The sequence below is a fragment of the Serinicoccus marinus DSM 15273 genome (assembly GCF_008386315.1).
Classification (GTDB): domain Bacteria; phylum Actinomycetota; class Actinomycetes; order Actinomycetales; family Dermatophilaceae; genus Ornithinicoccus; species Ornithinicoccus marinus.
The window spans coordinates 1,888,022-1,910,618 of the sequence record NZ_CP043808.1; the positions used below are offsets into that span (position 1 = coordinate 1,888,022).

The 22,597-nt window shown below is 69.1% G+C and carries 11 protein-coding genes, 2 rRNA genes and 3 pseudogenes; all 16 read right to left on the reverse strand.

Annotation, left to right across the window (positions count from 1 at the left end; genetic code table 11):
- Nucleotides 1–49: 49 nt before the first annotated feature.
- Nucleotides 50–3,184, reverse strand: a 23S ribosomal RNA gene (locus FU792_RS08855).
- 491 nt (nucleotides 3,185–3,675) lie between these two features.
- Nucleotides 3,676–5,215 (reverse strand): 16S ribosomal RNA (locus FU792_RS08860).
- The 16S and 23S rRNA genes sit together here, the layout of an rRNA operon.
- A 376-nt stretch (nucleotides 5,216–5,591) precedes the next feature.
- Nucleotides 5,592–6,902, reverse strand: a pseudogene (tyrS, locus tag FU792_RS08865) (tyrosine--tRNA ligase).
- Between the two features lie 3 nt (nucleotides 6,903–6,905).
- On the reverse strand, nucleotides 6,906–7,541 hold the full coding sequence (locus FU792_RS08870; RefSeq protein WP_022925534.1) for a DNA-3-methyladenine glycosylase: 636 nt from the start codon (nucleotides 7,539–7,541) through the stop codon (nucleotides 6,906–6,908).
- A 4-nt stretch (nucleotides 7,542–7,545) separates the two neighbouring features.
- Nucleotides 7,546–8,975, reverse strand: a pseudogene (gene argH, locus FU792_RS08875) (argininosuccinate lyase).
- 22 nt (nucleotides 8,976–8,997) lie between these two features.
- A complete protein-coding gene (gene argR, locus FU792_RS08880; protein ID WP_028131116.1) occupies nucleotides 8,998–9,489 on the reverse strand; it encodes an arginine repressor in 492 nt (163 codons plus the stop codon).
- 152 nt (nucleotides 9,490–9,641) lie between these two features.
- Nucleotides 9,642–10,379, reverse strand: a complete 738-nt coding sequence (locus FU792_RS08885) for a hypothetical protein (protein WP_149814702.1) — start codon at nucleotides 10,377–10,379, stop codon at nucleotides 9,642–9,644.
- Complete coding sequence (locus FU792_RS08890; protein WP_022925537.1) at nucleotides 10,376–11,155, reverse strand: SDR family oxidoreductase; 780 nt, start codon at nucleotides 11,153–11,155, stop codon at nucleotides 10,376–10,378. The genes FU792_RS08885 and FU792_RS08890 overlap by 4 nt, the downstream gene beginning before the upstream one ends.
- Nucleotides 11,152–13,689 (reverse strand): phenylalanine--tRNA ligase subunit beta, encoded by a 2,538-nt coding sequence (gene pheT / locus FU792_RS08895; RefSeq protein WP_022925538.1) that lies wholly within the window; start codon nucleotides 13,687–13,689, stop codon nucleotides 11,152–11,154. Before pheT ends, FU792_RS08890 begins: the two co-directional genes overlap by 4 nt.
- On the reverse strand, nucleotides 13,689–14,762 hold the full coding sequence (pheS, locus tag FU792_RS08900; protein WP_022925539.1) for a phenylalanine--tRNA ligase subunit alpha: 1,074 nt from the start codon (nucleotides 14,760–14,762) through the stop codon (nucleotides 13,689–13,691). Before pheS ends, pheT begins: the two co-directional genes overlap by 1 nt.
- Before the next feature lie 121 nt (nucleotides 14,763–14,883).
- Nucleotides 14,884–15,705 (reverse strand): TrmH family RNA methyltransferase, encoded by an 822-nt coding sequence (locus FU792_RS08905; RefSeq protein WP_022925540.1) that lies wholly within the window; start codon nucleotides 15,703–15,705, stop codon nucleotides 14,884–14,886.
- 47 nt (nucleotides 15,706–15,752) lie between these two features.
- Nucleotides 15,753–16,139 carry a 50S ribosomal protein L20 gene (gene rplT / locus FU792_RS08910; protein WP_022925541.1) on the reverse strand — a complete coding sequence of 129 codons (387 nt, stop codon included), beginning with the start codon at nucleotides 16,137–16,139 and terminating at the stop codon, nucleotides 15,753–15,755.
- Nucleotides 16,140–16,190: 51 nt separating this feature from the next.
- Nucleotides 16,191–16,385, reverse strand: a complete 195-nt coding sequence (rpmI, locus tag FU792_RS08915; RefSeq protein ID WP_022925542.1) for a 50S ribosomal protein L35 — start codon at nucleotides 16,383–16,385, stop codon at nucleotides 16,191–16,193.
- 86 nt (nucleotides 16,386–16,471) lie between these two features.
- Nucleotides 16,472–17,128, reverse strand: a complete 657-nt coding sequence (gene infC / locus FU792_RS08920) for a translation initiation factor IF-3 (protein ID WP_084485215.1) — start codon at nucleotides 17,126–17,128, stop codon at nucleotides 16,472–16,474.
- A gap of 264 nt (nucleotides 17,129–17,392) precedes the next feature.
- Nucleotides 17,393–21,727, reverse strand: a complete 4,335-nt coding sequence (locus FU792_RS08925; protein WP_149814703.1) for a S8 family serine peptidase — start codon at nucleotides 21,725–21,727, stop codon at nucleotides 17,393–17,395.
- A 311-nt stretch (nucleotides 21,728–22,038) separates the two neighbouring features.
- A pseudogene (locus FU792_RS19205) lies at nucleotides 22,039–22,542 on the reverse strand (winged helix-turn-helix domain-containing protein); the annotation flags it as partial.
- Nucleotides 22,543–22,597: the final 55 nt, after the last annotated feature.

The following is a 22,597-nucleotide window of genomic DNA, read 5'->3' on the forward strand; positions in this document are numbered from 1 at the left end:
GGAACCGTGCAGTGGACGCAAGCAAATGTTGTCTTGTGTTGCTGTGATGTTTGTTAAGTTGTCGGCTTATTAGTACCGGTCAGCTACGCACATTGCTGTGCTTCCACGTCCGGCCTATCAACCCAGTAGTCTAGCTGGGAGCCTCTCCACCCAAAGGGTGTTGGAAACCTCATCTTGAAGTGTGCTTCCCGCTTAGATGCTTTCAGCGGTTATCACGTCCGAACGTAGCCAATCAGCGGTGCTCCTGGCGGAACAACTGACACACCAGTGGTTCGTCCATCCCGGTCCTCTCGTACTAGGGACAGCTCTTCTCAAGTTTCCTGCGCGCGCAGCGGATAGGGACCGAACTGTCTCACGACGTTCTAAACCCAGCTCGCGTACCGCTTTAATGGGCGAACAGCCCAACCCTTGGGACCGACTCCAGCCCCAGGATGCGACGAGCCGACATCGAGGTGCCAAACCATGCCGTCGATATGAGCTCTTGGGCAGGATCAGCCTGTTATCCCCGGGGTACCTTTTATCCGTTGAGCGACGGCGCTTCCACGAGCCACCGTCGGGTCACTAGTCCCGACTTTCGTCTCTGCTCGACATGTCTGTCTCACAGTCAAGCTCCCTTGTGCACTTACACTCGACACCTGATTACCAACCAGGCTGAGGGAACCTTTGGGCGCCTCCGTTACTTTTTAGGAGGCAACCGCCCCAGTTAAACTACCCACCAGGCACTGTCCCTGATCCGGATCACGGACCGAGGTTAGGAATCCAGAACGACCAGAGTGGTATTTCAACGATGACTCCACAACCACTGGCGTGGCTGCTTCACAGTCTCCCACCTATCCTACACAAGCCGTACCGAACACCAATACCAAGCTATAGTAAAGGTCCCGGGGTCTTTCCGTCCTGCTGCGCGTAACGAGCATCTTTACTCGTAGTGCAATTTCGCCGAGTTCGCGGTTGAGACAGTGGAGAAGTCGTTACGCCATTCGTGCAGGTCGGAACTTACCCGACAAGGAATTTCGCTACCTTAGGATGGTTATAGTTACCACCGCCGTTTACTGGCGCTTAAGTTCAGAGCTTCACCCGAATGGGTTGACCCGTCCCCTTAACGTTCCAGCACCGGGCAGGCGTCAGTCCGTATACATCGTCTTGCGACTTCGCACGGACCTGTGTTTTTAGTAAACAGTCGCTTCTCCCTGGTCTCTGCGGCCCTCAACGCTAACCCGCAAAGGGTTTCACGCCTCGGGCCCCCCTTCTCCCGAAGTTACGGGGGCATTTTGCCGAATTCCTTAACCACGATTCACTCGATCGCCTCGGTATTCTCTACCTCACCACCTGAGTCGGTTTGGGGTACGGGCGGCTCGAACCTCGCTAGGAACTTTTCTTGACAGCATAGGATCACCCTACTTCCCGCATACGCGGTCACGATCAAGCCTCGGGCACTCATGGGGCGGATTTACCACTCCCCGGCCCTGCGCTCTTCGACGTGGACAACCATCGCCACGCGGAGGCTACCTTCCTGCGTCCTTCCATCGCTTACCTACTACCAGATTGGGTCGCGCGTTCCACCACCCGCCCCAACACCCGAAGGTGCCAGGTTATGGGTGGCTTCAGGCGCTCAGCATCCCCGGATTCAGTACTGGGCGGTTCTTCGCCGGTTCCGGAATATCAACCGGATGTCCATCGACTACGCCTGTCGGCCTCGCCTTAGGTCCCGACTTACCCAGGGCAGATTAGCTTGACCCTGGAACCCTTGGTGATTCGGCGGAAGAGTTTCTCACTCTTCTTTCGCTACTCATGCCTGCATTCTCACTCGTGCCGGATCCACACCTCGATCACTCGGATGCTTCACTCCCGGCACGACGCTCCCCTACCCACCAACACGCCTGAACACCACCCACAAAGGGGTGGCGCTGAGCAAAGTGTTGGTGCCACAGCTTCGGTGGTGTGCTTGAGCCCCGCTACATTGTCGGCGCGGAATCACTTGACCAGTGAGCTATTACGCACTCTTTCAAGGGTGGCTGCTTCTAAGCCAACCTCCTGGTTGTCTTCGCAACTCCACATCCTTTCCCACTTAGCACACGCTTAGGGACCTTAGCTGGTGATCTGGGCTGTTTCCCTCTCGACTACGAAGCTTATCCCCCGCAGTCTCACTGCCATGCTCTCACTTACCGGCATTCGGAGTTTGGCTGACGTCAGTAACCCGGTTAGGCCCATCAGCCATCCAGTAGCTCTACCTCCGGCAAGAAACACATGACGCTGCACCTAAATGCATTTCGGGGAGAACCAGCTATCACGGAGTTTGATTGGCCTTTCACCCCTACCCACACTCATCCCCTCAGTTTTCAACCTAAGTGGGTTCGGGCCTCCACGCGGTCTTACCCGCGCTTCACCCTGGCCATGGGTAGATCACTCCGCTTCGGGTCTAGACCCAGCGACTAAAACGCCCTCTTCGGACTCGCTTTCGCTACGGCTCCCCCACACGGGTTAACCTCGCCACTGAGCACTAACTCGCAGGCTCATTCTTCAAAAGGCACGCCGTCACCCACACACAAGGTGCAGGCCCCGACGGATTGTAAGCGCACGGTTTCAGGAACTATTTCACTCCCCTCCCGGGGTACTTTTCACCTTTCCCTCACGGTACTTGTCCGCTATCGGTCACGAGGTAATATTTAGGCTTAGCAGGTGGTCCTGCCAGATTCGTACGGGATTTCTCGGGCCCCGTACTACTCGGGTGGTCATGCACGCAGTCGAGGGTGTTTCGGCTACCGGGGTCTCACCGTCTACGCCAGGCCTTTCCAGACCCTTCACCTACACCACACGATTTCTCACTACGCACCAGGATGGTAGTCCCGGTCAACACAACTCCCACAACCCCGCAGCTGCAACCCCTACCAGGTCTCACACAACTACGGTTTAGCCTCATCCGCTTTCGCTCGCCACTACTCACGGAATCACATGTTGTTTTCTCTTCCTGTGGGTACTGAGATGTTTCACTTCCCCACGTTCCCTCCACACACCCTATACATTCAGGTGCGGGTGACCAGCGATGAAGCTGGCCGGGTTTCCCCATTCGGACACCCTCGGATCACAGTCTGGTTATCGACTCCCCGAGGCTTATCGCAGATTCCTACGTCCTTCTTCGGTTCTCGTGCCAAGGCATCCACCGTGCGCTCTTAAAAACTTAACAAAAAGCAACAAAGATACAGATGCTCGCGTCCACTGTACAGTTCTCAACCAACAACCAGCCACCCACACCGACACGATCACCACACACCCACACCCACCACACACAACGTGATGACCATGAACGGGTATGACCCACGGCACCAGGGCCCCAGCCACCGAAAAACCCAACCCCACCCCCCACCACCACACGGGTGATCAGGGGGTCACGGGGTCCGATCCTTCAGGACCCAACAGCGTGCTTGCACCACACCCCGACACCACCGCCCCACCTTTCCCCACCACCACACCCCACCCAGACCCCCACCACAGCAGGGATCCAGACAAACAGGGCGCGTGGTCGTACTCGACCAGACACAGCAGCACCAACAGTGCAGCGACAGTTCCTTGATGTTCCACCCACGAGCAACCCCGGGCACCACACTCGGGTGCACCACGAGGCCACCCACACCCACCACCACAAACGCGCCGGCGGGTGTGAACGATGCTCCTTAGAAAGGAGGTGATCCAGCCGCACCTTCCGGTACGGCTACCTTGTTACGACTTAGTCCCAATCACCAGTCCCACCTTCGACAGCTCCCTCCCCACAAAGGGGGTTAGGCCACCGGCTTCGGGTGTTACCGACTTTCGTGACTTGACGGGCGGTGTGTACAAGGCCCGGGAACGTATTCACCGCAGCGTTGCTGATCTGCGATTACTAGCGACTCCGACTTCATGGGGTCGAGTTGCAGACCCCAATCCGAACTGAGACCGGCTTTCTGGGATTCGCTCCCCCTCACGGGATCGCAGCCCTTTGTACCGGCCATTGTAGCATGCGTGAAGCCCAAGACGTAAGGGGCATGATGATTTGACGTCATCCCCACCTTCCTCCGAGTTGACCCCGGCAGTCTCCCATGAGTCCCCAACCACCCAAAGGTGTTGCTGGCAACATGGAACGAGGGTTGCGCTCGTTGCGGGACTTAACCCAACATCTCACGACACGAGCTGACGACAACCATGCACCACCTGTACACCAGCCACAAAGGGAAACCACATCTCTGCGATCGTCCGGTGTATGTCAAGCCTTGGTAAGGTTCTTCGCGTTGCATCGAATTAATCCGCATGCTCCGCCGCTTGTGCGGGCCCCCGTCAATTCCTTTGAGTTTTAGCCTTGCGGCCGTACTCCCCAGGCGGGGCGCTTAATGCGTTAGCTGCGGCACGGACCCCGTGGAATGGGACCCACACCTAGCGCCCAACGTTTACGGCGTGGACTACCAGGGTATCTAATCCTGTTCGCTCCCCACGCTTTCGCTTCTCAGCGTCAGTCATGGCCCAGAGACCTGCCTTCGCCATCGGTGTTCCTCCTGATATCTGCGCATTCCACCGCTACACCAGGAATTCCAGTCTCCCCTACCACACTCTAGCCTGCCCGTACCCACTGCAGACCCGGAGTTAAGCCCCGGGCTTTCACAGCAGACGCGACAAACCGCCTACAAGCTCTTTACGCCCAATAATTCCGGACAACGCTCGCACCCTACGTATTACCGCGGCTGCTGGCACGTAGTTAGCCGGTGCTTCTTCTGCCCCTACCGTCACCCCAAAGGGCTTCGTCAAGGCTGAAAGAGGTTTACAACCCGAAGGCCGTCATCCCTCACGCGGCGTCGCTGCATCAGGCTTGCGCCCATTGTGCAATATTCCCCACTGCTGCCTCCCGTAGGAGTCTGGGCCGTGTCTCAGTCCCAGTGTGGCCGGTCACCCTCTCAGGCCGGCTACCCGTCGTCGCCTTGGTAGGCCATTACCCCACCAACAAGCTGATAGGCCGCGAGTCCATCCACCACCAAAAAATCTTTCCACACCAACCCATGCAGGCTGATGTCACATCCAGTATTAGACACCGTTTCCAGTGCTTATCCCGAAGTGGAGGGCAGGTTACTCACGTGTTACTCACCCGTTCGCCACTCATCCACCCCAACAAGCTAGGGCTTCAGCGTTCGACTTGCATGTGTTAAGCACGCCGCCAGCGTTCGTCCTGAGCCAGGATCAAACTCTCCGAAAAAACCAAAAACCCATAAACATGAGCATCCGGAAAGCCAGACAAACCCGGCAAAAAAAACCACAACACCAACCACGGGGGTGACCAGTGCCATGGCCAAACAAACATGGCATCAAAAAACAAACACGCTGTTGAGTTCTCAAGAATCGGACACACACCATGATCCGGCGTTTGTGGCGCCGTGATGTCCGGGGCTTTCTTCCTTCAAGGTTACGCATCCCGACTCCGGCGAGTCAAACTCGCTCCCTGGCGTCTGCCAGAGGTCGAGAGGCGTGCTGCCGGACCCGGGACCGGCCACCTGTGCGGTGTCCGTGCCTCCCTGTCGGTGCGGCGAGGAGCAACTCTAGGTCAGGTCTCCCCGTGCACACAAATCCGCAGGTCAGGAGGCCTTTCGGAGCGCTGCCAGGCTCTTGCGGCCACGGCGGAGCAGCACCACTTGGCCGTGCAGGAAGTCGTCCTCGGCCAGCGAGAGCTCTGCGTCGCCGGTCTTGCGGTTGTTGACGCTGACTCCCCCGTCCGCGAGGAGCCGGCGGGCCGCGCCCTTGCTGTCGGCCAGGCCGGTCACCACCAGGGCGTCGACGAGCGGGGTGCCCGCCGGTGCCTCGGCGCCCGGGAGCTCGGCGGTGGCGTCCCGCAACGTCTGCTCGTCCAGCGCGTGCGGGTCCCCGCGCCCGAAGAGGACCTGGCTGGCCATCTCGACCTGGTGCGTCGCCTCCTGCCCGTGGACCAGGGTGGTGACGTCGGCGGCCAGCGCCCGCTGCGCGTCGCGCAGGTGCGGCCGCTCGCGTGCTGACTCCTCCAGACCGGCGATCTCCTCCTGGGTGCGGTCGGTGAAGACGCGCAGCAGCTTGGGCGTCTCGGAGTCGGCGACGTTGATCCAGTACTGGTAGAAGGCCCAGGGCGAGGTCATGTCGGCCGAGAGCCAGACCGCGTTGCCCTCCGACTTGCCGTACTTCATGTTGTTCTCGTCGGTCAGGAGCGGAGTCGTGAGCACCTGCACCGCGGCTCCCTCCACCCGGTGGATGAGGTCCACCCCTGCGGTGAGGTTGCCCCACTGGTCCTGGCCGCCGGTCTGCAGCGTGCAGCCGTACTCCCGGTAGAGGTGCAGGTAGTCCAGACCCTGCAGCATGGTAGCTGAACTCGGTGTAGGAGATCCCCTCCTGGCTCTCCAGCCGCGCCGCGATGGCGTCCTTGCGGATCATCTGGTTGACCCGGAAGTGCTGCCCGACGTCGCGCAGGAAGTCCAGCGCGCTCAGGGGGGCGGTCCAGTCCAGGTTGTTGACCATGAGCGCCGGGTTGTCGCCGCCGAACTCCAGGAACGGCCCGACCAGCTCCTGGATGCGGGCGACGTTGGCCGCCGCCTCCTCCTTGGTCTTGAGGGTGCGTTCGGCGGTGGCCTTGGGGTCGCCGATGAGCCGGTCGAGCCACCCACCAGGCAGATGACGCGGTGCCCGGCCCGCTGCAGGTGGCGCAGCACGACCAGCTGCACCAGGTTGCCGAAGTGCAGCGAGGGCGCCGTCGGGTCGAACCCGCAGTAGACCGTGACGGGCTCCTCGAGTGCCTCGCGCAACGCGGCCTCGTCGGTGGTCTGCGCCACCAGGCCACGCCACTGCAGCTCGTCGAGGATGTTGGTCACCGTTCCCGGTCCTTTCGTCGTCGGGGCGTGGCCGTCCGGCCACGCCGCCCGCACAGCCTAGCGGCGCACGGCGGCCCGGTAGGTCGAGACCGTCGGCTCGTCGTCCAGCCAGAACCGCCACGGGTAGCGGCGCCCGGACCCACCCTCGCCGCTGACGCCCACCCGGGGACCACGCCGCACCACCGGTGCCCGGCTCGCCGGCTCCGGATGCGTGAGGTATGCCGGTGCCCCGGCCGCGCAGAGGTCCAGGCCGTCCTGCTCCCGGCCCAGGCCGACCGCGCGCGCCAGGTTGCCCGGTCCGCGCGCCAGCTCCCGGTCGGTGACCACCGAGGCGGACCGGCGGGCACGCTGCCGCCGCTCGCGAGCGACCTCGTCGCCGCGGACCACCTCCCCGGCGCGGAGCAGGACCGCCGAGGCCCGGCCCGCCTCGCCCGTGACGACGTTGGCGGCCCAGTGCATGCCGTAGCTGAAGTAGCAGTAGAGGTGACCGGCCGGGCCGAACATCACCTGGGTGCGCGGGGTCGGGCCGCGGAAGGCGTGCGACCCCGGGTCGTCGGTGCCGGCATACGCCTCGACCTCGGTGATCCGGAGCGCCACCGGACCGTGGACCAGCAGGCTCCCGAGGAGCAGCGGCGCCACGTCCAGCACCGGACCGGCCAGCTCCGCCCGGGTCCACCGACGGTGACCGGCCACCGGCTCAGTCGCGCACGACGGGCAGCTCGCCGACCCAGTGCCGCAACCGGGCCACCTGCTTGAGCAGGTGGGCGCGCTGCTCGGTCACCCGGACCGGTGCCGTGCCGCCGTGGGCGTTGCGCGAGGCCAGTGACCCGGGCACGGACAGCACCGAGCGGACCCCGGGCGTCAGGTGCTCGCTGATGGCCGCGAGGTCGTCGTCGTCCAGGTCCGCCAGGCCGATCCCCCGCTCCTCGCACGTGCGGACGCAGGCGCCGGCGACCTCGTGGGCGACCCGGAAGGCCACGCCCTGGCGGACCAGCCACTCCGCGACATCCGTGGCGAGGGAGAAGCCCTGCGGCGCGAGCTCCTCCAGCCGCTCCTCGTGGACCTGGAGGGTCGCGACCATGCCTGACACGGCCGGCAGCAGCACCTCCAGCGTGTCGACCGCGTCGAAGACCGGCTCCTTGTCCTCCTGCAGGTCACGGTTGTAGGCCAGCGGCAGCCCCTTGAGGGTCGCCAGCAGCCGGCCAGGTCACCGATGAGCCGGCCGGCCTTGCCCCGGGCGAGCTCGGCGACGTCGGGGTTCTTCTTCTGCGGCATGATGCTGGACCCGGTCGAGAAGGCGTCGTCCAGCGTGACGAAGCCGAACTCGGCGGTCGCCCAGAGGATGACCTCCTCGCTCAGCCGGGACAGGTCCACCCCCACCATGGCGAGCACGAAGGACATCTCGGCGGCGAAGTCGCGCGAGGCGGTCCCGTCGATGGAGTTCTCGGCGGCCCGCGGCATCCCGAGGTCGTGCGCGACGGAGACCGGGTCGAGTCCGAGCGAGGAGCCTGCGAGCGCGCCGGACCCGTAGGGCGAGACCGCCGCCCGCGCGTCCCAGTCGACGAGCCGCTCGACGTCGCGCAGCAGCGCCCAGGCGTGCGCCTGCAGGTGGTGGGCCAGCAGGACCGGCTGCGCGTGCTGGAGGTGGGTGCGCCCCGGCATCGCGACGTCCGGGTGGGCCGCGGCCTGGTCGACCAGGGCCTGCACGACGTCCAGGACCTTCGCGCCGAGCAGGCGGGCCTGGTCACGCAGGTACATGCGGAACTGCGCCGCGACCTGGTCGTTGCGGGAGCGGCCGGCGCGCAGCCGACCCCCGACGTCGGCACCGGCACGCTCGATGAGGCCCCGCTCCAGGGCCGTGTGCACGTCCTCGTCCTCCGGCAGCGGCACGAAGGTGCCCGCGTCCACGTCGGCCCGGAGTCGCCCCAGCGCGCTGAGCATCGCCTCCAGGTGCTCGTCCGACAGCAGGCCCGCCCGGTGCAGGACGCGTGCGTGGGCACGCGACCCGGCCAGGTCGTACGGCGCCAGCCGCCAGTCGAAGTGCGTGCTCTTGCTCAGGGCTGCCAAGGCGTCGCTGGGGCCGCCGGTGAAGCGGCCTCCCCACAGGCTCACGGTCATGTCGGTCATTGTCCCTGACGGGACCGCGGTCTCAGTGCTCGGGCTCCGCGGCGAGTCCGAGGAGCCGCTCGGCGGTCGCCGGGCCGCCGTCGAGGTCGGTGGTGATGACCAGGATCGTGTCGTCGCCGGCGATGGTCCCGAGGATGTCCGGGGCGTCGCTGCGGTCGATCGCCGAGGCGAGGAACTGCGCCGCCCCCGGGGGCGTGCGCAGCACGACCTGGTTGCCCACCGAGCGTGCGCTCACGAGCAGTTCCTGGCACAGCCGCGCCAGCCGGTGGCTGACCTCCCCCGCGTCCTGGGCCGGGCGCGGCGTCGCGTCGCCGCCCTCCCCCGGCACGGCATACACCAGCTGGCGGCCGCGGCGGACCTTGACCGCCTCCAGGTCGACGAGGTCCCGCGACAGCGTCGCCTGCGTGACCGAGATGCCGTCCTCCCCGAGCAGGTCCAGGAGCTGTCCCTGGGACCCGACGGCGTGCCGCTCCAGCAGGTCGGAGATGCGCTGGTGCCGCGCGGCGCGGGTCATGGGGATGGAGGTCACGCTGCACGACTATACAGCGCACTGCATGAGTATGCGGTCGTGTCGGCTGGGCCGCTCTGGCCGCCGGTTCGTCATCCGGGAGCCTCCTCGAACAGGCTCGCGAGTGACCTCGGGGCGTCCAGACGCGGTCGTGGACCTCAGTCCGGCCAGAGCTCGCGCAGGAGAGCGACCGCCGCCTCGCCGCGGGACCGCTGGAAGGCGCGCAGCGTCGGCAGGCCCAGGGCCAGCCGACGACGCGGACCCGTCCGTCGGGCTGGACCAGCAGGTTGTCCGCCCGCACGTCGGTGTGGGCCACCGCGTCGCCACGCAGCCGGTCCACCGTGCGCCGCGACAGCTCGTGCAGCTGGTCCAGCCGCGCCGTCACCCAGGGGTCGAGGTGCTCCGGCGGGTCCGCGTCGAGGCGTGCCCAGCAGCCGAACTCGCCCGCCAGCTCGGCGGCGAGGTCGGGCCAGGCCTCGGGCGCCCGGTGTCCGGCGATCTCGCCCAGGGCGTCGAGCGTGGCCGCCAGCTCGGCGGTGCTCCACGGGGCGTGCGGGTGCCGACCGTCCACCTCCTCGGTGAGCAGCGCGACCCAGGTGCCGTCGTCGTAGGCGCCCAGGAGTGCCGGGGACAGCGAGGCCGTCCTGGCTCAGGCTGCGCAGCACCGCGACCTCCCGGCGGTGCAGCCCCGGGGAGTCCGGGTTCTGCTCGCTGCTCACGGCCTTGACGAAGGCGCGCCGCCCGTCCGCGGTCTCCACCCGGTCCGCCGATCCCGGCGAGAAGCCGGTGGGCTGCGACTCGGCCCGGACCACCCGCGCGCCCAGCACCTGCTCTGCCCAGTCGTGCACCCGCTCCGGCAGGTCCGCCCACCCGAGCCGGACGCCGAACTCGCTCACCGGGGCGCGGCCAGCGGGTCATCCTCACCCCACGGCCGCAGCCGCAGCATGCGCGCCCCCTCCCCCAGGCCACGGCGGGACCACTCGCGGAGGGTGTCGAGGTCGTCGGCGCCGGCCCGGACCATCCGCCCGGAGAAGCCGTCCAGCTCCCCCTCGGCGAAGGCCAGGAGCAGGGCGGTGACGTCCTCGGGGGCGGTCCACTCGGTGCGGCCCTCGTGCATCCGCATGGAGTGCGTCATGTCGGTCTCGACCACCCCGGGCGCCAGGTCGAAGGCGTGCACGCCGTGCTCCGCGCCGGCCTGCGCCACCCCGCCGGTGATCCGGGCGAGCGCCGACTTGGACGCGCAGTATGCCGTCAGGTCGGCCCGCTCGCGGGTGCCGGCCCCGGAGTTGAGGTTCACGACGCGGCCGCCGCCGGCGGCGATCATGTGCGGCACGACCGCGCGGGTGAGCAGATAGGGGCCGCGGACGTTGGTGACCATCACCTGCCACCACTCGTCCACGTCGGACTCCCACAGCGGCACCTCGGTCTCGATGAGACCGGCGTTGTTGACGAGCAGGTCGATCCGCCCGTGCTGCTCGACGACCGCCGCGACGACCGAGGCGACCTGGTCGGCGTCGGTGACGTCGCACGGCATACCCCGCGCGCCGTCGGCGACCGCCCCGGAGCGGGACAGGCCCACGACCACCCAGCCGTCGGCGAGCAGGGCGCGGACGAGCAGGTCACCGATGCCCCGCGAGGCGCCGGTGACCAGGGCGACCCGCTGCTGCGTCACCGCTGCACCGCCTCGTGGTCGGCGACCGCACGGCCCACCGCTGCGTCGCGGGCGGCGTTGACCTCCTGGGTCGTCAGCGTCCGGTCCGGGGCGCGGAAGTGCATCCGCCAGGCCAGCGAGTGCTTGTCCTGCGCCACCTGGTCCCCCGCGTAGACGTCGAAGAGCTCCAGGCTCTCCAGGAGTGTGCCCGCCCCCTCCCGCAACGACCGCTCGACCTCGCTGAAGCGCACCCCACGGGGGACCTCGAGCGCGACGTCGGAGGTCGCCACGGGATGGGTGGACAGCCGGGCGACCTGCGTGCGGTGGTCGCTGGCGCGCACGAGGACGTCGAGGTCGAGCTCGGCGGCGCTGGTCCGGTCCGGCAGGCCCAGCCGCTGCACCACCTTCGGGTGGAGCTCGCCGGCCCAGCCCACGCGGGTGCCGTCGGGGAGCGTCAGGTCGACGCAGCGACCCGGGTGGAAGGGCGCGCGGGTGCTCTGCTGCCGGCGGACCTCGACCCCGAGGGCGTCCGCGACCGCGTGCGCCCAGCCGACCACGTCGACCACGTCGACCGGGCGGCCCCGGCCCCACCATCCGGCGCGGTCGGCCTGCCCGGCCGCCATCACGGCGACGTGCCAGGGCTGCGCCGGGACCGCACCGCGGATCTGCGCCAGGACGTCGTCGGCGGGGACCTCACCGACCCCGGGGACCGGGGCCATCGCGTCCGGCTCGGGGTGGGTGACGGTGTCGATCTCGAAGAGCGCCACGTCGCGGTTGCCGCGGGAGACGTTGCGCAGCACCGCCTCCGGCAAGGTCTGCAGCAGCGCGGTCCGCATCAGGGGCGCCTCGTCGGACAACGGGTTCGCCAGCCGGACCGCCTGCCGGTGCGGGTCGTCCTCGGCGAGCCCCAGCTCGTCGAAACGGTCGGCGCCGACGAAGGGGTAGGTCAGCACCTCCTGCAGGCCCTGCCCGGCGAGGGCCGTCGCGACGGCGCGGCGGGCACGCTGCCCGTGGGTGAGGCCGCGTCCACCGATGGCGCGGGGCACCACGGAGGGGATCTTGTCGTAGCCGTCGACCCGGGCGACCTCCTCGACGAGGGTCGGCGCGTCGGTGAGGTCCGGGCGCCAGCTCGGGGCGACCACCGACACCCGGCGCGGGTCGTCGGTGTCGAAGACCTCGCAGCCGATCATCACGAGCACCTCGCGCACCCGGTCGAAGGAGTAGTTGACGCCCACGTAGGCGGTGGGCATGGTCAGGTCGAGCTCGATCGCGGCCCGCTCGGCACGCTGGTCGACGTCGGTGATCGCCGGGTCGGCGGTGCCCCCGCCGTGCTCGACCAGCAGGTCGACCGCGAGCTGGGCCGCGGCAGCCGTCACGTCCGGGTCGACACCGCGCTCGAAGCGCTTCGCCGCCTCGCTGGACAGCTTGTGCCGGCGCGACGTGCGTCCGACGGTCCGCGGGTCGAAGTGGGCCGCCTCGATGAGGACGTCGGTGGTGACGCCGGGCGTCACCTCGCCGTCCTCGCCGCCCATGACCCCGGCCAGCGCGAGCACCCGCTCGCCGCCGTCGGTGATGAGCAGGTCCTCGGGGTCGAGCGCGCGGTCCACGTCGTCCAGGGTGGTCAGCCGCTCCCCCGGACGGGCCCGTCGCACCACGACCGGACCGTGCAGCGTGGCCAGGTCGAAGGCGTGCAGGGGCTGCCCGAGGGCGAGCATGACGTAGTTGGTGACGTCCACGGCGAGCCCGATGGGCCGCATGCCGGCCTCGGTGAGACGGCGGGCCATCCACTCCGGCGTGGTGCGGGTCAGGTCGATGTCGCGCACGACCCGCGCCAGGTAGCGGTCGCACCCGGCGACCCCCTCCAGCGGCGTCTCGTCGGCGAGGCGGACGGCATACCCCTCGCCGCTGCCGGTGTCCACGGCGAGCGAGGCGGGGTCGGTGAAGGCCGCACCGGTGGAGTGGGAGTACTCCCGCGCGATGCCGCGGACCGAGAAGCAGTAGCCGCGGTCTGGCGTGACGTTGACCTCGACGGTCTCGCGGTCCAGCCCGAGGACGCCGATGAGGTCGTCGCCCGGCGCGAGCCCGGCGACGACGCCCTCGGGCAGGAGTCGGGGCAGCACGAGGATCCCATCGTGGTCCTCCCCGATCCCCAGCTCGCGGACCGAGCAGATCATGCCGGCCGAGACGTGGCCGTAGGTCTTGCGGGCGCTGATCGTCAGCGGCCCCTGCGGGGTCGGCAGCGTCCCACCCGGCAGGATGACGGCGACGAGGTCGCCGACGCCGAAGTTGTGGGCGCCGCAGACGATGCCCTGCGGCTCGCCGGTGCCGTTCGCGGCTCCGACGTCGACCTGGCACCAGTTGATCGTCTTGCCGTTCTTCTGCTCCTCGGGGGTCATCTCGAGGACCCGGCCGACGACGAGCGGGCCCCCGACACCGCTGGTGTGCACGCCTTCCTCCTCGAGACCGACGGCCACGAGGTCGGCGGCGATCTGCTCGCCGGTGACGCCCTCGGGCAGCGTGACGTAGTCGCCGAGCCAGTCGACCGGAACCCGCATCAGATCTCCATCCCGAACTGCGCGTTGAAGCGCACGTCTCCCTCGATCAGCTCCCGCATGTCGGCGATGCCGTGGCGGAACATCGCGGTCCGCTCCACGCCCATCCCGAAGGCGAAGCCCTGGTAGCGCTCCGGGTCGACCCCGGCCGCGCGCAGCACGTTGTGGTTGACCATCCCGCAGCCGCCCCACTCGATCCAGCCGGTCCCGCCGCAGGTCCGACAGCCTGGGTCCTCACCGCGGCAGACGAAGCACCGGAAGTCCATCTCCGCGCTCGGCTCGGTGAAGGGGAAGAAGGCGGGGCGCAACCGGCTGACGATCCCGGGGCCGAACATCGCCTCGGCGAGCCGGTCCAGCGTGCCCCTGAGGTGGGCCATGGTCAGGCCCTCGTCGATCGCGATGCCCTCGAGCTGGTGGAAGACGGGGGTATGCGTGGCGTCCAGCTCGTCGGTGCGGAACGTCTTGCCGGGGACGGCGACGTAGAGCGGGACGCCGCGGTCCAGCAGCGACCGCGCCTGGGTGGGCGAGGTGTGGGTGCGCAGCACCAGCCCGGCCTTGGCCGGGTCGACGAAGAAGGTGTCCTGCATCTGCCGCGCGGGATGGTCCTTGTCGAAGTTGAGCGCGTCGAAGTTGAACCACTCCGCCTCGACCTGCGGCCCCTCGGCGATCTCCCAGCCCAGGCCGACCATCGCGTCGGCCATCCGCTCGGCGGTGACGGTGAGCACGTGCCGTCGGCCGAGCGGCCGACGACCCGGGGCGACCGTCAGGTCCATCGCCTCCTCGACGAGGATCCGCTCGTCGCGCTGGGCCTCCAGCTCGACCTGCCGGGCGGCGAGGGCCTGGTTGACCCGGCCCCGGGCCTGGCCGACAAGCTTGCCCGCCGCGGCCTTCTCCGAGCCCGGCAGCGAGCCGATGGTGCGGTTGGCCAGGGCGAGCGGTGACCGGTCACCCGCGTGCGCCAGACGGACGTCCTTGAGCTGGTCCAGGTCGGCGGCCCGCTCGATGGCGATCAGCGCCCCCATGACGTGACCGTCGACCGTCTCGGGCGCGAGATCGGGGACGTGGGGGGCAGGCATACCGTCGGTCGGGTCGGGGGCATCGGCTGCAGACACGGCGGCCAGTCTAGGTGCGGACCGGTCCGCCCCTCGACCGGGTTTCGTCCGACACCCCACCGGCGTCGCCCTGTCGGGGACGGGATCACGGGAGGCGGGATCGCGCGGTGGCGGAGGCGTGCAGGCACACGGTGGCCGCCATGGCCAGGTTGAGCGACTCGGCGCGGGTGATGGGTATGCGCACCCGCGCGTCACAGCCGGAGCTCACCTCCGGCGGCAGCCCCCAGGCCTCGTTGCCCATGACCCACGCGTGCCGGCCGGTGAGCCCGGCGTCCGGCAGCACGGTCTCGCCGGAGCCGTCCGCGGCGAGCAGCCGGATGCCCCGCTCCCGGCAGGCCGCGAGCAGCTCCCCGACGGGCGTGCCCACGCTCACCGGCAGGTGGAAGAGGGCGCCGACCGTGGAGCGCACGACCTTAGGGTTGTGGACGTCGACCGAGGCGTCGCTGACCAGCACCGCGTCGGCCCCGAAGGCACTGGCCCCGCGCAGCACGGTGCCGGCGTTGCCGGGGTCGCGCACGTGGGTCAGCACCACCGCGAACCCGTCCTCCCCCACCGCGTCCAGCGCCTGCGCCAGGGGGACGTCGACCCGCTCGGCGACCGCCAGGACACCCTGGGGCGAGCCGGTGTCGGCCATCGCCGCCAGCACCGGCTCGGTGCAGCGGTGGACCGGCCGCCCGGCGGCCACGGCGGTGTCGACCAGCTCGCGGTGCCGCTGTGCCGCCTCGTCGGTGAGGTAGACCGCCCGGGCCCGCCCCGCGGCGTGCCGCAGCAGCTCCCGGACGGCCTGCGGCCCCTCCACCAGGAAGGTGCCGGAGCGCTCCCGGGCAGCACGACGCCCCAGCGCGGCGACCGCCCGGACCCGCTCGCTGCGAGGGTTGCTCAGCAGCGGCTGGTCGGGGTCGCTCATGCGCCGGGGCGTCGGTGGTGCCGGGGTCAGGCGTCGTGTGCCGTGGCTCAGGCGGCGGACTCGGCCTTCTCGCCCGCGGCCGGCACGTTGGCCTTGGCGAGCTCGACGAGGGTGGTGAAGGCCGCCTCGTCGTGCACGGCGAGCTCGGCCAGCATCCGGCGGTCGACCTCGACACCGGCGGCCTTGAGGCCCTGGATGAACCGGTTGTAGGTCATGCCGTTGGCGCGCGCACCGGCGTTGATCCGCTGGATCCAGAGGCGACGGAAGTCACCCTTGCGGGCGCGACGGTCGTTGTAGCTGTAGACCAGGCTGTGGGTGACCTGCTCCTTGGCCTTGCGGTAGAGCCGGCTGCGCTGCCCGCGGTAACCGCTGGCGCGCTCCAGGACGACCCGACGCTTCTTGTGGGCGTTGACCGCCCGCTTCACGCGTGCCACGTGAGTACTCCTTGACTAGTGCTGGGGGTGGGAAGTTTCAGGGGTGCCGGCTCAGAGGCCGAGCATCTTCTTGACCTTGCGGACGTCGCTGGGGGCGACCTCCTTGTCGTTCACGAGCCGGCGCGCCGCCTGGCTGGTGCGCTCCTGGAACTTGTGCACGTGGCGTGCACGCTGGTGCATGATCTTGCCGGAGCCGGTGACGCGGAAGCGCTTCTTGGCACCGCTGTGGGTCTTCATCTTCGGCATGAGCCGATCTCCTTCGTCGTCTCCGCCCGGGGTGCCGGGCGTGGTCCTGGGGTATGCCGTGGGTCCGGGGCCGCTGGCCCCGCACCTCACTGCGGGTCGGTGGCGAGCGTGGCCTCGTCCGACGCGGCCTGGGTGCGCTCGGCGTCGCGCCGCTTGGCCTGCCGGACCTGTGCCTTCTTGGCGGTCGGCCCGAGCACCATCACCATGTTGCGGCCGTCCTGCTTCGGGGCGCTCTCCACGTGGCCGAGCTCGGCCACGTCCTCGGCCAGGCGCTGCAGCAGCCGGAAGCCGAGCTCGGGCCGGGACTGCTCGCGGCCACGGAACATGATGGTGACCTTGACCTTGTCGCCGGCCTTGAGGAAGCGCACGACGTGGCCCTTCTTGGTGCCGTAGTCGTGGTCGTCGATCTTCGGACGGAGCTTGATCTCCTTGATGACCGTGTTGACCTGGTTCTTGCGGGCTTCCCGGGCCTTCATGGCGGTTTCGTACTTGTACTTGCCGTAGTCCATGAGCTTGGCGACCGGGGGGCGCGCCATCGGGGCGACCTCGACCAGGTCGAGGTCGGCCTCGGCCGCCAGCCGTAGCGCGTCCTCGACGCGCACGATGCCGACCTGTTCCCCGTTGGGGCCCACCAACCGCACTTCCGGGACCCGGATGCGGTCGTTGATGCGAGGCTCGCTGATGTGCCTGCTCCTTCGTCGTCGTGTCTGACGACCCCGGGCACCAGAAAGGCCTCCTGGCACCTGGGTGCGCAAGAGGCCTGTCCCCCACGGTCCGGCGCAGCACGCACACCCGAAGGTATGCGCTGCAGCCGCCGCTCGGAGGCGGTGGCGGACCGTGTCGGACCCGGCGACCCGGAGGTCGGCGCGGGTGGGGGCTGAGCCCCTCTTGCACGTCGGACGCCGTGGCGCCCGACTGGTCGATTCATCATTCTAGCAGACGGCAGGCCCGCCCCGACCGTGGTCGAGGCGGGCCCACCACCGGCATACGCCGGTGTCAGCGCCTGCTCAGCAGCCGATCTTGCGGAGGGCGTAGTCCTCCGTCACGATCCGCCCGCGGGGCACGCGGATCTCGTCCACGGTCGGTCGGTAGCCGTCCTTGGCGACGATCGCCTGGTACCTGTTGGTCAACACCCAGTAGGCGTATGAACCGTCCTCCTCGGTGATGAGGCTGTAGCCGGCGTGGTCGCCCCGTCGCGGCGTGAGGTCCACGACGGCACCGCCCAGCCCGACCTGTGAGGAGTCGCACTCGACACCCTCCACGCTGCCCTGGAGCTTGCCCCAGTTGCGCGGCGGGTTGACATGCATCGTCACGTCGATCGGGTCCAGGTCCTGCGGGGTGCTGGTCCGGATGCCGATGCCCGCGGTGTAGTCACCCGGCTGCGCCACGTTGGCGTCCGTGGTCACCCGCACCCGCACCCGGTCGCCCGGCTCGATGGTGAACTCCATCGGGTCCACCGTCAGCCAGTCGACGTCGGCGCCGGTGGCGCCGCAGTCGTCGTAGCCGGGCAGCTGCTCGGCCACGTCGATCGGGGTGAAACCACCGGTGGACCCGCCGACCTTGGCGATGCCGCAGGCGGCACCTCCGCGGTAGACGGCCGCACTGCTGGCCGGCATCTCGACCCAGTCGCCGCTGGCACCGTCGAACGCGAAGCTCGCGTTCGTGACCGCGCCGCCCTGGACACCGCCGTTGACGATCATCTGACCGTTGGCGCCGGCCGACTGCCCGGCCCACACGTCCACCGGGGCGTCTGGCAGCGCGGTCCAGGAGTCGTCACCCGGGTCGTAGGCGTAGCTGTCGGCGATGCCGCCGGCTCCGTCGTTGCCTCCGGCGCAGATCACCTGGCCGTCGACGCCACCGCACGAGGCGAAGGCGACCGCCACGGGGTAGTCGGCTAGCTGGGTCCAGCTGTCCGCTCCCGCGTCGTAGGCCATCACCGCGTCGGTCGCCGGCAGGCAGTCCGCGGTGGTGCACCCACCGACGGAGTACAGCAGCCCGTCCACCACGGCGGTCCCGGCAGCCGAGACCGCGACCGGGGCGTCGGCCCCGCCGGTCCAGGCGTCCGCGCCGGCGTCGTAGACGTGGGTGGCGGTGGACACGCCACCGTCGACCCAGCCGCCGCTGGACACGATCTGCCCGTTGACGGATCCTGCCGTGACCGCCGAGGCGGCCTCAGGCAGAGGCGCGACCGCGGTCCAGGCCATGCCCTCGGCGTCGTACCGGTTCACGTCCGCGAAGGCGGCCGTGCCGGTCGTCCCGCCGAGGGTGTACCAGGTGCCGTCGAGGTTGACGACGCGGTTGTCCATGGCCACGCGCGGGTAGTTGCCCAGCGGCGTCCAGGGATCGGCGGCGACCCGCAGCGGGTCGGCCGCACCGGCCTTGCCCATGCCGGAGGCTGCGGCGCCGAGCGAGGTCTCCACGTCCAGCGAGACCACCTCACCACCCTCGCCCTCGGCGGCGGGACCCATCGTGTCCCGGCTGCCGTCGACGCGGAGGATCTCCACCCCGCCGGCCTGCTCGGTCAGCGTGACCTCGGCCGAGCCGGACCCGGTGTTGGTGAACGTCACCCGGTGGCGACGCTCCGAGCCCAGCGGCTGGTAGACCTCGATCTCGTCGGTGTCCACCTCGATGAAGCCGGACCCCAGGCTGAAGTCGGCCCGGACGGCGGCGGAGTCCTCCACCGTGACGTCCTGCGTGACCGAGGAGTAGCCGCGGGCGCTGGCCTCGAACGGGTGGGTCCCCGGGGTGCCCGAGAACAACCAGTAGAAGCCGTCGTCGAGGTTCTCGTCCGCCGGCGTCGCCGTGGTGAGCGCGGTCTCCTCCGGCACGTCGAGGTTGGTCACCGTGGCGCCCACGACGCCGGTGCCGTCCTCCTCGGCGTAGACGTTGCCGACCACGTAGCCGCCCTCGCCCGTGGGCGAGCAGACGCGGTTGCCGAGGAAGACGTCGTCCACCTCCCACCACCAGTCGTACTCCGCCTGGTACATGTGGAAGGCGACCCGGACGTCGCTTTCGCCGGCCGCGTCGGGCAGCGGGATGACCTGCTCGTCCGGCCCACGCACCGAGGCGTCCTGGGACAGCACCGTGGTCCACGTCTCGCCACCGTCGAGGCTGACCCCGACGTCGGCGAGGTCGTCACCGAGGGCATACCAGTCCTGGCGGAAGCCGACCACCGGCTCGGACAGGTCCGACATGTCGGTGCTCGGGCTGATCAGCAGGCTGTCCTGCGATCCGCCCGAGCCGTAGAAGTCGGAGTCGAGGACGGCGAAGTTGCCCTCGCCGCCGGTGAGGTTGTCCCGACCGCCCGGGTTGTCGAAGGCCCAGACCTCGCCGGTGCCGGCGTTGTCCACGACCTCCCAGCCCTCGGGCGCGGTGGTCTCGTCGAAGCTCTCGGTGACACCGTCGACGACGAAGTCGTACCCCGGCGCGATGCAGGTGGCCGAGTCGACCGGGACCGAGACGTCGAGGGAGTCACCGGAGGTGGCCTCGACGGTCGGCGCCGTGTAGCCCGGGTACTGGACCTGCACCGTGAGGTCGAAGGTCTCCCCCTCGGGAAGGTCCAGCGAGAACTCACCCGTCTCCGGGTCGGTGAAGGTCGCCGCCGGCGTGCCCTCGGCGCTGACGCGGGCATACAGCGGGAAGCCGTATCCCGAGCCGTCCGTGACCGTGCCGGTGACCGCACCGCTCGCGACCGGGTCCAGCGCGGCGTCCACCGTGGTGGTCTCGCCCGCCGTGACCGTGGCGCTCGCCGTGGCGGTGGCGTAGCCGAACTTGCTCATCGTGAGGTCGTAGTCACCCGCCGAGAGCTGGGCCTGGTAGGTGCCCTCCTCGTCGGTGAGCGTGCTGCGCTCGATCGGGCCGACGATGTCCACCGAGGTGTCCGGCAGCGGGTCCCCGCTGGCGGCGTCGGTGACGGTGCCCTCCAGGGTGCCCGCGTCGCCGATCGGCGCCGAGTTCACCAGCTCGAGGGCGTCCAGCCGTCCCTCGCCGAAGACGTTGTTGTCCTCGGCCGTGCCACCGCACTGCAGGTCCTCGGTGTTGACGGCCGTGCCGTCGAGCAGCCCTCGGGTGCCGTCCACGTCGCCCACCAGGGCGGGCGCCCCGGACCAGGCGAGCGCCACCGCGCCCGCCACGTGCGGCGAGGCCATCGAGGTGCCCGAGTAGACGGCATACCCGTTGCCGGGGACCGAGGACCGGACCGCGCTGCCGGGTGCGGAGATGTTCGGCTTGATCTCGCCGTCCTGACCCGCACCGCGTCCGGAGGACCCGGAGATGGTGTGACCACTGTTGTAGTTGCCCACGGAGTAGGCCACGATGCGGCTGCCGGGCGAACCGGCGCTCTCGCAGGCTGGGCCGCTGTTGCCGTTGGCGAAGACGCCGAACTGGCCGCTCGCCGCCCAGGCCTCGATGACGTCCTCCATGAAGGGGGCCGTCGAGGGGCCCTGGGTGCCCCAGCTGTTGTTGATGACGTGGGGGCGCTTCGAGACGTCCGGGTTCTCACCCTCGAGGTCGCGCGGCTCGAGCATCCACTGGCCCGAGGCGATGAGCGCGGCGTCGGTGGGGCAGCAGCCGTTGGCCGCGATCCACCTCGCCCCGGGCGCCACCCCCACCTGGTTGTCCCCGCCGTCGTCGCCGACCATCGTCCCGGTCACGTGCGTGCCGTGCCCGTCGTTGTCGGCGGGCGCGTCGGGCGAGGTGCCCGCGGCGTCGAACCAGTTGTAGTTGTGGTCGAACGTGCCGTCACCGTTGTTGCCGCGGTAGGCGTTGACCAGGGCGGGGTGGTCGAACTGGGCGCCGGTGTCGATCGAGGCGACGACGACCCCCTCGCCCCGGATGCCGAGGCCCTCCCACACCGCCGGGGCGTTGATGTCGTCGACCCCCCACTCGACGGCCGCCGGGGCCATCTGCTGGTCCTCCTCCTTGAGGTCCGGCACCTCGATCGTCAGGGTCGGGTAGATCCCCTCCACCCCGCCGGCCGAGGCCATCGAGGTCACGAGGTCCAGGTCCGCGCCGCCGACCCGGATGGAGTTGGTGGCCCAGAACGCCTGGTAGTCCACGTCCTGCGTGTCCAACTGTTCCTTGAGGTCGGCCTGGCTGGCGTCGGCCGATGCCTGCAGAGCATCGACGACGGCCTGACCGCGCTTGTCCCAGTCCTGGATCGTGGAGAACTGACTCAGGTCGGGACGCGCGGCGAAGCGCACCCAGACATCGGCCCGCCCCGCTCGCCACTGCTCGTCGACCTGGGCGTCGATCTTGTCGTCCAGGCTCGGCTCGAGCCCCCTGGTGCCGCCATGGCCGGCACCGTGGCCGCCAGCCCTGAGGCAACGAGGGCGCGGCGGCAAGACCTGCGCACCAGCGTCGTCGCGGATTCGAATGCATGAACTGTCCTCTCCGTTGAGGTGTATGTCGGGTGACCTACGTCACCCTGACCCGTCGAACCTAGGGAGGCGGGTGTGCGCAGAACAACGACAGGACGTGCGCAACACGTGCACAAAGTGGGTAGTTGGCGGGGTCCCGGATCCGGCCGGACAGCACTGGATCGACGCCCCTGCCGGACGCCGATCCCCCTCCCGGTCACAGGCTCCTGAGGGCACCTCCGCGCAGCGGCGCCAGGGGCGCGAGCCGGAAGCCGACGCCGCGGCACGGCGGCGAGGTGGACCGGGGCGGAGACGGCCTCGAGCTTGACCCGCAGCCGCCGCACGACGGCGTGGAGGTGGGAGCAGTCGCCGGTGTATGTCGTCCCCCACACCGTGCTGGTGAGGTCGGCGAAGCTGAGCACGCGGCCGGGGTCGGCAAGCAGGGCCTCGAGCAGGCCGTACTCCAGGGGGGTGAGCTGCTCGCTCTCCGGGGCGTGCACCACGCTGCGGCTGTCGGCGTCCAGCCGGAGGCCGCGGGCTGCGGGAGCCGTTCCGGGACGTCGCCGGCGAGCGCCTCGCGGGCCTCGGCCACCGAGCCCACGACGAGGACGGTGCCGGGCCAGCCCGCCCCGGCCAGGCTGGCGAGGTGACCGGCGGTCGCCTCGGAGAGCACGAGCACCATGACGGGTTCGGTCTCGGTGTTCCCCTCGGGCACCGGCGCAGCGGGCACCCGCGAAGGTATGCCGTCCGTCACCGTCACCCGTCACCTCTCTACCCTCTGTGCGCCTCCCCGGCGCCACTCGTGCGATTCACGCTAGGAGGGGGTGGGGTGCATCACAAGGCCTTTGACCAACT